Here is a 14217-nt window from a genome sequence, read left to right on the forward strand (position 1 = left end):
TGATTTGCAAATCACCGATAAAAATGTGGGTAGTTAACATGTTTCATCTTGGCAAATCCGCTCCGGCACGGCATGAACAGGCCCAAACGGAGGACATTTCATGCTGACCAAGGACCAACGCGCCAAGGCCGTTGCATCGCTTCTCGAAAGCCACCGCACCAAAGTGCAGGGCGAGCGCCCCTCAGCCATGTTCCCCGAGATCGAACTGGCCGACAGCTATGCGATCTCCTCCGCCGTGGCCGAGGCGCGGATGGATGCAGGCCACAAGATCGTCGGCCACAAGATCGGCCTCACCTCCAAGGCAATGCAGGCCGCCAGCAAGATCGACGAGCCCGACTTTGGCTACCTCTTCTCCGATCAACTGCTGCACGACGGCGCAAAGGTGCCCTTCGAGAGCTTCTGCAAGCCGCGCGTCGAGCCAGAGCTCACTTTCGTGCTGCACTCCCCCCTCAAGGGCCCCGGCGTGCAGCTGATCGACGTGCTCCGCGCGACAGAATGGGTCATCCCCTCGATCGAGATCATCGACGCCCGTGTGACCGAGCCGCGCCAGATCTTCGACACTGTGGCAGATAACGGCGCAGGCGCGGGCATCGTCCTCGGCGGTCGTCCGATCAAACCCGACGCGATGGACCTGCGCACCATCGGCGCCATCTTCTACCGCAATTCCGAGATCGAGGAGACGGGGCTGGCGGCAGGCGTCCTCGGCCACCCCGCAATGGCCATCGCATGGCTCGCCAACAAGCTCGGCCCCTATGGCACCGAGCTAAAGCCGGGCGACTACATGCTCTCAGGCAGCTTCACCCGGCCCGTGCACGCACAAAAGGGTGACACGCTCCACGCCGATTTTGGCCCCCTTGGCTCGGTCGCCGTGCAGTTTACCTAACGATCCGTGCGCCCCGCAGGGTGGGCAATCTGCCCACCACCCGGCGGCCCTCACAATATCCCGATTTCCGCCAGTTTCGCCGCCAGCTCGGCGGGCATATCCGGGTCACCCTCGCGCCGCTCGGCCAAGTCCGGCGGCGCGTCTTCGGGCTTCAGATAGCGCCACCCCTGAAACGGACGCCGCACCGCAGGTGCCACCCGCACCAACTCAGGCGCAAGCACGATCCCGCAACGCCGGATCCCGTCGCCGCCAATCACCTCATCCAGCCGCACCACCTTCTGTCGCGCCTGAATCACCCCCTTGATCACCCAGTAGAGCGAGCCGCCGTTCAGCAGCGCCTCCTCCTGCTTGGGCCACATCCGAGTCACATGCCGGGTTTCGGCCACACCTGTCTCCTTGCGTCGCCGCGCACGCCAGGCCTCAAGCTGCTCCAGCGTGTCGACGCCAACACATAGCTTTACCAGATGTATGGTGTTCTTTGATTGTTCGCCCATATGTGGTAGCTTATGTCTCCCCCATTGATTCTGCCAGCCGCCCTCACAGGCGTTTGACCCCATCCGCCCACCGCCCTATTGTCCGCCCTCTCACGACTCTCCAGGACACTGCCATGACAGCCTTCACTGCCCCGATCGCCGAAGCCATCTGGGATATGAAATACCGTTTCAAACAGGCCGATGGCACGCCCATCGACGAAACGGTGGAAGACAGTTGGCGCCGCGTCGCCCGCGCGCTGGCAGAAGGCGAATCCGACGCCCCCGCGCGCGAGCAGGAGTTCTACGAGGCCCTGTCCGACTTCAAATACCTCCCTGCTGGCCGCATCCTCGCCGGGGCAGGCACCGCCCGCGCCGTTACCCTCTTCAACTGCTTCGTCATGGGCACCGTTCCCGACTCGATGGGCGGCATCTTCGACATGCTGAAAGAGGCAGCGCTGACCATGCAGCAGGGCGGCGGCATCGGCTACGATTTCTCCACCATCCGCCCCAAGGGGGCCGCCGTTTCGGGCGTGGCCGCCGATGCTTCCGGCCCGCTCTCCTTCATGGATGTCTGGGATGCGATGTGCCGCACCATCATGTCCGCCGGCTCCCGCCGTGGCGCGATGATGGCCACCATGCGCTGCGACCACCCCGACATCGAAGACTTCATCGCCGCCAAGTCCGACCCGGCCCGCCTGCGCATGTTCAACCTCTCGGTGCTGGTGACCGACGCCTTCATGGAGGCCGTCAAAGCCGATGGACCGTGGGAGCTGACCTTCGGCGGCAAGGTCTACCACACCCTGCAGGCCCGCGACCTGTGGAACCGCATCATGCGTTCCACCTATGACTACGCCGAGCCGGGGGTGATCTTCATCGACCGTATCAACGCGATGAACAACCTCAACTACTGCGAGCAGATCGCGGCCACCAACCCCTGCGGCGAGCAGCCCCTGCCGCCCTATGGCGCCTGCCTACTGGGCTCGATCAACCTCGCCAAGCTGGTCACCGACCCCTTCGAGACCACCGCGAGGGTTGATATCGACGCGCTGACCAAGCTCACCACAACCGCCATCCGGATGATGGACAACGTGGTCGACACCTCCCGCTTTCCCCTGCCCGAGCAGGCCGCCGAGGCGCAGGCCAAGCGCCGCATCGGTCTCGGCGTCACCGGCCTCGCCGATGCTCTGCTGATGACAGGCCTGCGCTACGGCTCCGACGAGGCCGCCGCGCAAACCGAGGCCTGGCTCAAGGCCATCGCCCGCGCCAGCTACCTCGCCTCCGTAGAACTGGCCAAGGAGAAGGGCCCCTTCCCCCTGTTTGACGCCGAGCCCTACCTCGCCTCCGGCACGATGCAGGCAATGGACGAGGACGTGCGCGAGGCGATCCGCACCCACGGTATCCGCAACGCCCTCGTCACCTCCATCGCCCCCACCGGCACCATCTCGCTCTACGCCGGCAACGTCTCCAGCGGCATCGAGCCGGTGTTTGCCTATGCCTACACCCGCAAAGTGCTCCAGCCCGACGGCTCGCGCACCGAGGAAGAAGTGGTTGATTACGCAGTGCAAATGTGGCGCGACCTAAAGGGTGACGCGCCCCTGCCCGACCACTTCACCAACGCCCAAACCCTGCCCCCCGCCGAGCACGTCAAGATGCAGGCGGCGGCGCAAAAGTGGATCGACAGCTCGATCTCCAAAACCATCAACTGCCCCGAAGACATCAGCTTCGAGTCCTTCAAGGATATCTACCTGCAAGCCTACGAAACCGGCTGCAAAGGCTGCACCACCTACCGCCCGAACGACGTAACGGGGAGCGTTTTGAGTATTTCGGAGGAGAGAGCCACGCTCCCCGATCTCTCCAGTCAGTCAGAACGACTCCGTTGGGCTCAGGAACAAGCTGGCTTCGAGACCCAGGTTGCTGCAGCCGAAGCAATGGGGATATCAAGCAAACGTTACGGACATTGGTTTACGGGGCACAGCGAACTGTCGAAAGAAGGAGCCCAGAAAGCTGCAGCGTGCTTCAATGTGCCTGCCGGTTGGTTGCTCTTCGGTGAGAGTGACACCGAAACCCTCGCCACCTCCGAAGCTGAACCCAACCACCCCCACGGCGATGTCATCTACATGCAGGAGCCCCTCGACCGGCCCCAAGCCCTCGAAGGCGCAACCTACAAGCTGAAGTGGCCCGATAGCGAACACGCCATCTACATCACCGTCAACGACGTGGTGGTCGGCTCCCAGCGCCGCCCCTTCGAAGTGTTCATCAACTCCAAGAACATGGAGCACTTCGCCTGGACGGTCGCGCTGACCCGGATGATCTCGGCGGTGTTCCGGCGCGGGGGTGACGTGTCTTTCGTCGTCGAAGAGCTGAAAGCCGTGTTCGACCCGCGCGGCGGCGCATGGATGCAGGGCAAATACGTGCCCTCAATCCTCGCCGCCATCGGCGGGGTGATCGAGCGCCACCTCATCGCCATCGGTTTCATCGCGGGCGAAGGCATGGGCCTGAAGTCAGACCCGCAAGCCGAGGTCGTCTCCATCGGTGCCCCGCGCGGCAAGTCCTGCCCCTCCTGCGGCCAGTTCACCATGCAGATGGTCGAAGGCTGCATGACCTGCACCTCCTGCGGCCACTCCAAATGCGGCTGACGCGCCCCGCGCGTTAGCCCTCGTCCTTGCCGCCCGGCGCCCCCGTAAACGCCTGCATCGCACGGATCATCGCCTCCGGATCATCGCCCGCGCGCATCCCGAAGGCACCCGGCAGCGGCTCGGGGGCCTTGGGCTTGCCCGGCAGGTCCAGATCATCCGGGTCGTCGCCCGCGTTGATGGTAAACCCGCCTGTCTGCGCCGCCGGGCCAAAGGTCCACCTGTCATGAGGCGAAGGCCCGCGCCGCCAGCCCTCGGCAACGAATACCCCTGCCGAGCCGCAACCAGGCCAATGGCTGCCCTGATGGCCATACATCACGATCGGCACATCCTCGAAGCAGATATCCTCAGCGCCGGTGGTGATCTTTCCAACAGAAAAATGCGGGCAGCACTTGTTGCCAAGGTCCACCCTCGGAATCCGATAGGCCGCGCCCACCGTGGCGATCCGGCGCCCCTGATAGGTTGGGCCAAACTCCAGCGGCACCGCGATATGGCCAAAACCGCCCTCGCTCACCACCCGTGCGCCCTCAAAGGCCACATACCGCTCCCGCCGGGCGAGCCATTCGAGGAAGAGGCCGATTTCCTCTTCATACATGCCTGAAAGTTCGATCATCGCGGGCACTCCCCTAAGGTTGCGCCCATGCTATTCCCCAGCGTCACCAAGCGCAAACCGCTCAGAGCCCGAGCTTGCCCTTCAAGGCCGCAAGGCTCTCCCGCTCCGGCCCGCCCCAATCGGCGCCACGCGCCCGAAACAGCGTTGCCTGGCTGCGGTGCACCAACCCGTCCGAAAGGATCTTCAGGTGATTGGCCCGCAGCGTCTCGCCCGACGAGGTGATATCTGCCACCGCCTCGGCGGTTTCGTTCTTCACCGTGCCTTCCGTGGCGCCCTGGCTATCCACCAGCGCATAATCGGCCACCCCGTTCTGGCGCAAGAATTCGCGGATCAGCCGGTGATACTTGGTGGCAATCCGCAGCCGGTGGCCGTGGGTGGCACGAAAGGCGCTCGCGGCGGCGTCAAGATCGTCCAGCGTATCCACATCCGCCCAACAGGCGGGCACGGCGATGATTAGGTTCGCCTGCCCAAAGCCCAGCGGCTCCAACTCCTCGATCTTCTGCTCCCAGCCCGCGATCTTCTCGCGCACAAGGTCGGTGCCGGTGACGCCAAGGTGAATGCGCCCCTCGGCCAGCGCCGCCGGGATCTCGCCCGCGCTCAGCAGATGCAGCTCGCAGCCCGCCACGCCTTCCACCGCGCCCGCATATTCGCGTTCGCTGCCGGTGCGCTTGAGGCCCACGCCCCGTGCGCCGAACCAGCCAAAGGTCTTGTCCATCAACCGGCCCTTCGAAGGCACGCCCAGCTTCAGCATCACGCGCCCTCCAACTCGGCCAGCAAGGCAGGGCGGATCACCGCGCCCACCGCCGGAATCTCGCGCCCCTGCCCTAGCACCCGGCACAGCGCATCATAGCGACCGCCACTGGCCACAGCAGGCAAATCGGGCCGTTGCGGGGCGAAAAACCCAAAAACAAAACCGTCGTAATACTCCAGCAGCGTGCGCCCGAACGAGCCTTCAAACGCAAGCGTCTCAATGTCCACCCCCGCATCGGCCAGCGCATCGAGCCGCGCCGCAAAGGTGTCGAGCGCCGGGCCGAGGCCGGGCATATCCACCGCAAGATCGCGCAGATGCTCCAACGCATCCACGGGTGACGCACGCACTCCCAGCAAATCGTCCAGCAGCTCCAGCTCCGCCTCGGGGATAGGTGGCTCCGCGGCATCGGCCTGAAGCGCGGCGATCCGCGCCAGCACCTCTTCGGGCCGCCGCTTGCCAATCTGCACACCCGCGCCCGCCAGTACCTTCTCGGCAGGCGCCTCGGCCAGCCGCGCCAGCAGCGCGGCCCGCGTGGTCGGCACATTCGCCCGCCCGCCAAACCTGTCAAGCAGCGCCTTGAAGCGCCGTGGCCGCCAGAGGTGGCGCATCAGCGCCGCGCGGCGTTTTTCAGAGGTCGAGAGCCCGGCCACAGCGGCGCTCAGCAGCCCGATATCCCCAATCGCCGCCCGCAGCCCCCTGCCCTCAAGACACTGAGACATAAGCGCAAAAACCTCGGCATCCGCCCGCGCCCTGTCGCCCCGGTCAAACAGCTCAAAGCCCACCTGCTCAAACTCGCTGGGGCGGCCAGTGTCTTCTTCCTGCATCCGAAAGACCGTGCCCGCATAGCAATAGCGCGCCGGCTCCTGCCCCTGCGCCATATGCGCCTGCACCACCGGCACCGTAAAGTCGGGCCGCAGCATCAGCTCGCCGCGCAACGGATCAGTCGTCACATAGGCCCGCGCCCGGATTTCCTCGCCATAGAGATCCAGCAGCGTGCCCGCCGGTTGCAGCACATCCGCGCCCACGCGCACTGCGCCCGCCGCCTCGAACAGGCCCATGAGGCGCGAAACCTCCTCGCGCGGCACATCCTTCAGCATCAGGCGCGGTCCAGCATCTTGCGCACTTCGGCCACCAGATCGGCCCGCGCCACTTCCACCTGCGCCGGTTGCTCGGCCCATTCTTCGCGGGTCAGCCCCTCGGCCAGCTTGGCGCCCAGAACGAGATCCTTCAGCTGCACAACACCCCGCTCGGCCTCGTCCCCACCTTGGATCACCGCCACAGGGGAGGCGCGTTTGTCGGCGTATTTCAACTGGTTGCCAAAGTTCTTCGGGTTGCCAAGGTAAACCTCCGCGCGAATGCCCGCACTGCGCAATTCGCCAACCATCGCCTGATACTCGGCCATCCGGTCCCGGTCCATCACCGTCACCACCACCGGCCCCTGCGCCGTGCCAGAGGTCCGCCCCTTGGCCCGAAGCGCTGCCAAGAGCCGGTCGACCCCAATCGAAACGCCCGTCGCAGGCACCGCCTGCCCGGTGAACCGCTTCACCAGATCATCATAGCGCCCGCCGCCCGCAACCGAGCCAAACTGCCGAGGCCGCCCCTTCTCGTCCATGATCTCGAAGGTCAGCTCTGCCTCAAACACTGCGCCGGTGTAATAGCCAAGACCACGCACCACCGAAGGATCAACCTCAATCCGGTCCGGCCCATAGCCCTGCGCGGCCAGCAGCGAAGCGATCTGCTCCAGCTCAGCAATCCCCTCGGCCCCCATCGCGCTCTCGCCCACGGCGGCACGCAGGTTGCCAAAGGTCTCCTCGGCGCTCGCCGCCTTGGAGGTCAGAAACGCCACAACCGGCTCCGCCTGCTCCGACGAAAGGCCAACCCCGTCGATAAACGCGCCCGAGGCATCCTTGCGCCCCGGTCCCAACAGCTCTCGCACACCGGCCTCACCCACCTTGTCGAACTTGTCGATGGTGCGCAAAACCGCATCGCGCTGCGCCTCATCAGAGAGGCCCATGCATTCCAGCACCCCGTTCAGCACCTTCCGGTTATTCACCCTCACCAGATAGTCGCCACGCGGAATCCCCACCGCCTCCAGCGTATCCGCCAGCATGGCACAAATCTCGGCATCCGCCGCAGGCGAGGCCGAGCCAACCGTATCCGCATCGCACTGATAAAACTGCCGAAACCGCCCCGGCCCCGGCTTCTCATTCCGCCACACCGGCCCCATCGCATAGCGCCGGTAGGGCGCGGGCAGGTCATTGCGGTATTGCGCCGCCACCCGCGCCAGCGGGGCCGTCAGGTCATAGCGCAGCGCCACCCAACCGCTGTCGTCCTCTTCCCAGGCAAAAACCCCCTCATTGGGCCGGTCCACATCCGGAAGGAACTTGCCCAGCGCCTCCACCGTCTCCACCCCGCTCGTCTCCAGGGGATCAAAGCCGTAAAGCGCATAAACCCGCGCGATCTCGGCGAGCATCGCATTGCGCTCATCCACCTCCGCGCCAAAATAGTCGCGGAAGCCCTTGGGGGTGACGGCCTTGGGCCGGGGCTGCTTTTTAACTTTCGCCATGGTCTCGGAGGCCTCGCTCACCAGTCGCGCGGGGCATAGCGCAGAGGGGGCCAACCCGCAAGCAAGGGCTGGCGGCGCGGCCCCTCCCGGGCTAAGGAAACCGCATGACCAACCGCCTCGAAGAAGAACTCGCCCACATCACCCGCGCGGTGGAAGACCTGCACGAAATGGTGCTGGCCCACGGCAAACGGCTCGATACCGTGGAACGCCGGGTCTCTATGCTGATGAAACGCGCCGCCGAGGCAGAGGCCGAAGGCAACACCGGCGGCGTGGTGCTGGGCGATGAGCGCCCGCCGCATTACTGAGCGGCGGGTTTACCGAACGGCGGCAGCCACCAGCTTGCGCTTGTGCATCAGCAACTCAAAGCTCTGCCGCGCGCCCGGCGTCGGGTAAACGCTGACAAAGGCGGTCGAACGCTCCAGCTGCTTCAGCTTGGCCTCGCTGCAAACCCCCTTGCCGCACCCGCGAATGCCCGCATAGGCCGCATCGGTCTCGGTGCGCAGCGACCCGCCGCCGCCGCCGTAGTTCACCAGCTCATAGAGCGCCAGATTACCAAACAGCGCCACAGCGCCCGTCACCTTGCGCGGGCAGCCATCCTTGAAGCCGGTGACAAAAAAGTTGCGCGGGCCAACCGCGCCCGGCCGGGTGTCATAGAGCTTCCACTTGCCACGCTTCTCGATCAGCTGGCCCAGCTCCTTACCCCTCGCCCCACAGCTCTCTTCCACCGCACCAAAGGGCAGCGTCGCCTGCGGCGATTTGGAGGAGGCATGGCCGGTGCTCTCGGGCAGAGAGGCACAAGCAGAGAGGAGCGCGGCAACCGCGGCAAAGGTCAGAATGTTTCGCATGGCAGCTTATATGTCTTCGACAGTCACAACGCCGCCCAAGGACTTGAGCGCGCTCTTGATCTGCGGATTTACCGGAAAGTCACCCTCAAGCTCAAGATGCACCTCCCCCGGCAGGTCGGCCGCCATCAGGCAAAGGGCCACCGCGCCACGCGATTTCGAGGCCCCATCCGCCTCCGCCCGCTCCAGCAAAGACTTCACCGCCGGGGCCGCCGCGATGTCATCAAGGAAGAGCCGGATATCGCTCCGCCCGGCCTGCGCCGCCACCGCGTCAATCGGCGCCACGGAGCGGCCCAGCAGCTTGAGCTGATCCGCCTCCATCGTCGCCTCGCAGGTCACCACCACATTGGCCCCCGCCTCAAGAAAATCGCGTGATTTCTCCAGCGCCTCGCTGAACAGGGTCACCTCATAAAGTCCAGTCGGATCAGAGAGTTGCACAAAGGCAAAGCGGTTGCCCCGCGCGCTCTTGCGCTCTTGACGGCCCGCAACCGACCCGGCCAGTTTCACCAGCGCGGGCGAGCGCTGAACGTCGAGCGTCACCTGCTCCAGCGTCTTCACGCCCTGCTTCTTGAGCGGGCCCATATAATCGTCCAGCGGATGGCCCGAGAGGTAGAAGCCAATCGCCTTGTGCTCCTCCCCCAGACGCTCGCCAACCATCCAGTCATCCACCTGCGGCAGGCGTGGTTCGGGCAGGTCGTCCCCCGCCTCGCCGAACAGCGAAACCTGAGCGGAAGCCCGCTGATCGTGGATCGCGGCGGAGTAGTTCACCAGCGGGTCGAGCGCGGCAAACACCCGATGCCGATTCGCATCCAGCAGGTCAAAAGCCCCGGCGCGGGCCAGCATTTCCAACGGGCGCTTGCCGATCTTCTTCAGGTCCACCCGGCGGGCAAAGTCGTAGAGCGACACAAAATCCCGGCCGTCCCGCGCCTCCACGATCAGCCGCATCGCATCGCCGCCCACGTTCTTCAGCGCGCCCAGCGCGTAAACCACCTTGCCATCGACCACGCTGAAGGTGTCCAGCGAGCGATTTACGCAGGGCGGAATAATCTCGATATCCAGCCCCCGCCGCACCTCCTCGGCATAAACCGCCAGCTTGTCGGTCAGGTGGATATCGCAGTTCATGACGGCGGCCATAAACTCCACCGGATGGTTCGCCTTCAGCCAAGCCGTCTGATAGCTCACCACGGCGTAGGCGGCGGCGTGCGACTTGTTGAACCCGTAGTTTGCGAACTTCTCCAACAGGTCGAAGACCTCCGAGGCCTTCTTCTTCTCCACCCCGTTCTCCGCCGCGCCCTTCTCAAACTTGGGCCGCTCCGCGTCCATCGCCTCCTTGATCTTCTTGCCCATCGCGCGGCGCAGCAGGTCGGCGCCGCCAAGGCTGTAGCCCGCCATCACCTGGGCAATCTGCATCACCTGTTCCTGGTAAACGATGATGCCCTGCGTCTCTTCAAGGATATGGTCGATCAGCGGGTGAACGCTTTCAATCTCCCGCTGCCCGTTCTTCACCTCGCAATAGGTCGGGATGTTCTCCATCGGGCCGGGCCGGTAAAGCGCCACCAGCGCCACGATATCCTCGATGCAGTCGGGCTTCATGCGCCTGAGCGCATCCATCATCCCCGAGCTTTCCACCTGAAACACCGCCACCGTCTTGGCGCTGGCATAGAGCTTGTAGCTCCGCTCATCATCAAGCGGGATCGCGTTGATCTCGTTCACCGCCCCCTCGGGCGGCTCGTAAAGCTCGGTGCCATCGGGCGCGATATGAATGTCGCGGCCCCCGCCATTGATCAGGTCCACCGCGTTCTGAATCACCGTCAGCGTCTTCAGGCCCAGAAAGTCGAACTTCACCAGCCCGGCCTGCTCCACCCATTTCATGTTGAACTGGGTTGCCGGCATGTCGGAGCGCGGGTCTTGGTAGAGCGGCACCAGCTCATCCAGCGGCCTGTCACCAATCACCACACCCGCCGCGTGGGTCGAAGCGTTGCGCAGCAAGCCCTCCACCTGCTGGCCATAGGTCAGCAGCCGGTCCACCACCTCCTCGTTGCGCGCCTCCTCGCGCAGCCGCTCCTCGGTGGCCAGCGCCTTCTCGATGCTCACCGGCTTCACGCCTTCAACGGGGATCATCTTGCTGAGCCGGTCCACCTGCCCATAGGGCATTTGCAGCACCCGGCCCACGTCGCGCACCGCCGCCTTGGAGAGCAGCGCACCGAAGGTGATGATCTGCCCCACCCGGTCGCGGCCATATTTCTCCTGCACGTAGCGAATGGTCTCCTCCCGCCGGTCCATGCAGAAGTCGATATCGAAGTCGGGCATGGAGACCCGCTCGGGGTTGAGGAAGCGCTCAAACAGCAGCGCATAGCGCAGCGGGTCAAGGTCGGTGATCGTCAGCGCATAGGCCACAAGGCTACCCGCACCAGAGCCCCGCCCCGGCCCGACCGGAATGCCCTGATCCTTCGACCATTTGATGAAGTCGGCCACGATCAGGAAGTAGCCGGGAAAGCCCATGCCCTCGATGATATCGAGCTCAAAATCCAGCCGTTCCTGATACTCTTCCACGCTGGCCGCATGCGGAATCACTGCCAGCCGTGCCTGCAAGCCCTCATTGGCCTGCCGCCGCAGCTCCTGCACCTCGTCGTCGGCAAACTTCGGTAGGATCGGGTCGCGCCGATAGGCCATGAAGGCGCAGCGCTTGGCAATTTCCACCGTGTTTTCAAGCGCCTCGGGCAGATCGGCAAACAGCGTCGCCATTTCACCCGCGCTCTTGAAATAGTGCTGCGCCGTCAGCCGCCGCCGGTCCTCCTGCTGGTCCACATAAGCGCCCTCGGCGATGCAGATCAGCGCGTCATGGGCCTCGTAAATCTCGGGCTTGGGGAAATACACGTCATTGGTCGCCACCAGCGGAATGCCCTTGGCATAGGCCATCTCCACATGGCCCCGCTCGCTGGCCTGCTCGGCCTCCGGCAGCCCATCCTCGCCCGGATGCCGCTGCAACTCGATATAGAGCCGGTCGCCAAAGATCCGCGCCAGCTCGTCCACCAGCAGCTCCGCCTTCGCCCGCTGCCCGGCCCGCAGCAAGCGACCCACCGGCCCATCCGGCCCGCCGCTCAGGCAGATCACATCGGCCGAATGCGCCTCAAGGTCGTCCAGCGTCACATGCGGCAGGCTCCCGTCGCCGCGCAGGTAGAGGCAGGAGTTGAGCTTCATCAACGCCTCATAGCCGCGCTCGCTCTGGGCCAGCAGCACCACCGGCGCGGGGGCAACCGGCTTTCCACCCGGCGCGGCCTGCTCATATTCAAGATCCACCTGGCAGCCCATGATCGGCTGAATGCCCGCGCCTGCCAGCGTCACACTGGCCTCCAGCGCGGCGAACATGTTGTTGGTGTCGGTCACGGCGACAGCCGGCATCTCGGCCTTCTCGCACAGGCCCGCCAGCTTCTTCACCGGCACGGCCCCTTCAAGCAGGGAGTATTCGGTGTGAACGCGCAGATGAATGAATCGGGGAGCAGCCATGGCGCTACCCTATGGCGGCCACGCGCCAGTTTGAAGTAGCCTCACGCCATGGATCTGCCCGCCCTCCTCTCGCACCTCGACACAGAGGCCCGCGCCGCCGCCGATTGGGGGCAGGTCGCCACCTATATCCCCGAGCTTGCCCGCATCGACCCGGCGCAATTCGCCATCTCCGTGGTGCTGGCCGATGGCACCATGCATTCTGCCGGGCAGTCGCAAACCCGCTTTTCCATCCAATCCGTCTCCAAGGTCTTCACGCTGGCCTGTACGCTCTCCCGCATCGGCGAGTCGCTCTGGGCGCGGGTAGGGCGCGAGCCGTCGGGCGACCGTTTCGATTCCATGCTCCTGCTGGAGCAAGAGCAGGGACGCCCCCGCAACCCCTTCATTAACGCCGGCGCGCTGGTCACAACCGATGAACTCCTCGCAGGCCGCGCCCCCAAAGAGGCCCTCTCCGAAATCCTCGGCTTCATCCGCGCGGCGGCAGAGGACAGCGATATCCACATCGACGCCGAGGTCGCCCATTCCGAGGCCACCACCGGCTTTCGCAACGTGGCGCTGGCCAACTACCTCAAGAGCTACGACAACCTGAAGAACATGCCCGAGATGGTTCTGGGCACCTACTTCCACCAATGCGCCATCGAGATGACCACCGAGCAACTCGCCCGCGCCGGGCGCGGCATCGCCGGGCTGCCGGGCGCACCGTTGCTGCTCTCCACCGTCAAACGCCGCCGCATCGCCGCGCTGATGATGACCTGCGGCCATTATGACGGCTCGGGCGATTTCGCCTTCCGCACCGGCCTGCCCGGCAAATCCGGCGTCGGCGGCGGCATCCTCGTGGCGGTGCCAGGTGTCGCCTCCATCGCCGTCTGGTCGCCGGGCCTCAACGCTTGGGGCAACTCCAAGGTCGGCACCGAGGCCATTGAACGGCTGGCGCAGGAGACGGGTTGGTCCGTCTTCGGCTGAAAGCTCCGTCATCCTCGGGCTCGACCCGAGGACCTCCCCCAAAGAGATCCTCGGGTCGAGCCCGAGGATGCCCCCACCGATACCAAGCCACCTGACTAACCATCTTGACACACCCCACCGACTCCCATTACTTAGCCACATGACTAACCAACTCGACGACTTCTTCAGCGCCATCGCAGACCCAACCCGCCGGGCCGTGATCGAGCGTCTCACCCAAGGGCCCGCCGCCGTCTCCGAACTGCACGCCCCCCACAACATGGCCCTGCCCACCTTTCTCAAGCACCTGAAAGTGCTGGAGAAGGCAGGCCTTACCCACTCGGTCAAAAAGGGCCGCGTGCGCACCGTGCATATCGAGGCCGCGCCCCTCGCCGCCGCCGAAGACTGGCTCGCCACCCAACGCAAACTCTGGGAAGGCAGGCTGACCCGCCTCGCCTCTCTCGCCGAACGACTGGAAAAAGGAGGCGACGCATGAGCGCGCTCACATTCGATACCCTGACCCTGACGCAGAGCATCGCCGCCCCGCCCGCGCGGGTGTTCACCCTGCTCACCGAGCCGGAGTTTCGCGCCCAATGGGCGGCCCCGAGCGAGGGCACGACGCTCGAAATTCTCAGCGCCGACATCCGCCCCGGCGGGCAAGAGCTGTCTCGCTGCGGCCCGGCGGATAACCCAGAGTTCGAAGTCACCACCGACTTCCACCATCTCGACACCCCCGCCCTGATGATCTTCACCGAAACCATCCGCATCGGCGGCGCGCCCCTCTCTGCCGGTCTCTGCTCTGTCGAGGTCACACCCGAGGGCGCGGGCAGCCACCTCACCATAACCGCCCAGCTTTCCAGCCTGATCGGCGATGAAATGGCCGCAGGCTATACCGAAGGCTGGACGGCGGCGCTCGCCAACCTCGCCCGCCTCGCCACGTAGGGTGGGCAATCTGCCCACCGTCCCTGCACCCATATTTCAGGCATTTGCCGCCCCAAGAGGCGCAAACCGGC

Annotated in this window: 13 protein-coding genes; 6 read left to right on the forward strand and 7 right to left on the reverse strand. The window is 65.0% G+C overall.

The features are described 5' to 3' along the window. Window positions 1-100 precede the first annotated feature (100 nt). Window positions 101-883 (forward strand): FAA hydrolase family protein, encoded by a 783-nt coding sequence (locus tag ACXAG6_RS19585; protein ID WP_475339610.1) that lies wholly within the window; start codon window positions 101-103, stop codon window positions 881-883. A gap of 50 nt (window positions 884-933) precedes the next feature. On the opposite strand, the gene ACXAG6_RS19590 is transcribed toward ACXAG6_RS19585, so the two are convergent. Continuing rightward, a complete protein-coding gene (locus ACXAG6_RS19590) occupies window positions 934-1377 on the reverse strand; it encodes a DUF1489 family protein (RefSeq protein ID WP_475339611.1) in 444 nt (147 codons plus the stop codon). Between the two features lie 113 nt (window positions 1378-1490). Here ACXAG6_RS19590 and ACXAG6_RS19595 point away from each other — a divergent pair, with 113 nt between their 5' ends. Beyond that, on the forward strand, window positions 1491-3992 hold the full coding sequence (locus ACXAG6_RS19595) for an adenosylcobalamin-dependent ribonucleoside-diphosphate reductase (RefSeq protein ID WP_475339612.1): 2502 nt from the start codon (window positions 1491-1493) through the stop codon (window positions 3990-3992). Between the two features lie 13 nt (window positions 3993-4005). Here ACXAG6_RS19595 and ACXAG6_RS19600 read toward each other — a convergent pair whose 3' ends face one another. The 4 genes from ACXAG6_RS19600 to hisS form a co-directional block, all read right to left on the reverse strand. Further along, window positions 4006-4602 carry a hypothetical protein gene (locus ACXAG6_RS19600; RefSeq protein ID WP_475339614.1) on the reverse strand — a complete coding sequence of 199 codons (597 nt, stop codon included), beginning with the start codon at window positions 4600-4602 and terminating at the stop codon, window positions 4006-4008. A gap of 61 nt (window positions 4603-4663) precedes the next feature. Next, window positions 4664-5356 (reverse strand): ATP phosphoribosyltransferase, encoded by a 693-nt coding sequence (gene hisG / locus ACXAG6_RS19605; RefSeq protein WP_475339615.1) that lies wholly within the window; start codon window positions 5354-5356, stop codon window positions 4664-4666. Beyond that, window positions 5353-6450: an ATP phosphoribosyltransferase regulatory subunit gene (locus ACXAG6_RS19610; RefSeq protein ID WP_475339616.1), complete on the reverse strand. Its 1098-nt coding sequence runs from the start codon at window positions 6448-6450 to the stop codon at window positions 5353-5355. The genes hisG and ACXAG6_RS19610 overlap by 4 nt, the downstream gene beginning before the upstream one ends. Beyond that, on the reverse strand, window positions 6450-7919 hold the full coding sequence (hisS, locus tag ACXAG6_RS19615) for a histidine--tRNA ligase (RefSeq protein WP_475339617.1): 1470 nt from the start codon (window positions 7917-7919) through the stop codon (window positions 6450-6452). Before hisS ends, ACXAG6_RS19610 begins: the two co-directional genes overlap by 1 nt. 104 nt (window positions 7920-8023) lie before the next feature. On the opposite strand from hisS, the gene ACXAG6_RS19620 reads away from it, so the two are divergent. Next, entirely contained in the window at window positions 8024-8224 is a 201-nt protein-coding gene (locus tag ACXAG6_RS19620) for a SlyX family protein (protein ID WP_475339619.1), read from the forward strand. Between the two features lie 9 nt (window positions 8225-8233). Here the strand turns inward: ACXAG6_RS19620 and ACXAG6_RS19625 are convergent, their stop codons facing one another. Beyond that, the gene (locus ACXAG6_RS19625) at window positions 8234-8764 is read right to left on the reverse strand and encodes a hypothetical protein (RefSeq protein WP_475339620.1); all 531 of its coding nucleotides are present in this window, start codon (window positions 8762-8764) and stop codon (window positions 8234-8236) included. A gap of 6 nt (window positions 8765-8770) precedes the next feature. After that, the gene (gene dnaE, locus ACXAG6_RS19630) at window positions 8771-12268 is read right to left on the reverse strand and encodes a DNA polymerase III subunit alpha (RefSeq protein WP_475339621.1); all 3498 of its coding nucleotides are present in this window, start codon (window positions 12266-12268) and stop codon (window positions 8771-8773) included. Between the two features lie 48 nt (window positions 12269-12316). Between dnaE and ACXAG6_RS19635 the strand changes: the two genes are divergently transcribed. The 3 genes from ACXAG6_RS19635 (at window position 12317) to ACXAG6_RS19645 (ending at window position 14146) form a co-directional block, all read left to right on the forward strand. Then, window positions 12317-13228: a glutaminase gene (locus ACXAG6_RS19635; RefSeq protein WP_475339622.1), complete on the forward strand. Its 912-nt coding sequence runs from the start codon at window positions 12317-12319 to the stop codon at window positions 13226-13228. Window positions 13229-13367: 139 nt separating this feature from the next. Continuing rightward, window positions 13368-13700 carry an ArsR/SmtB family transcription factor gene (locus ACXAG6_RS19640; RefSeq protein WP_475339624.1) on the forward strand — a complete coding sequence of 111 codons (333 nt, stop codon included), beginning with the start codon at window positions 13368-13370 and terminating at the stop codon, window positions 13698-13700. Next, window positions 13697-14146 (forward strand): SRPBCC domain-containing protein, encoded by a 450-nt coding sequence (locus ACXAG6_RS19645; RefSeq protein WP_475339625.1) that lies wholly within the window; start codon window positions 13697-13699, stop codon window positions 14144-14146. Before ACXAG6_RS19640 ends, ACXAG6_RS19645 begins: the two co-directional genes overlap by 4 nt. The last annotated feature ends 71 nt before the right edge of the window (window positions 14147-14217 follow it).

Source organism: Vannielia sp. ABF1_015 (assembly GCF_056160745.1).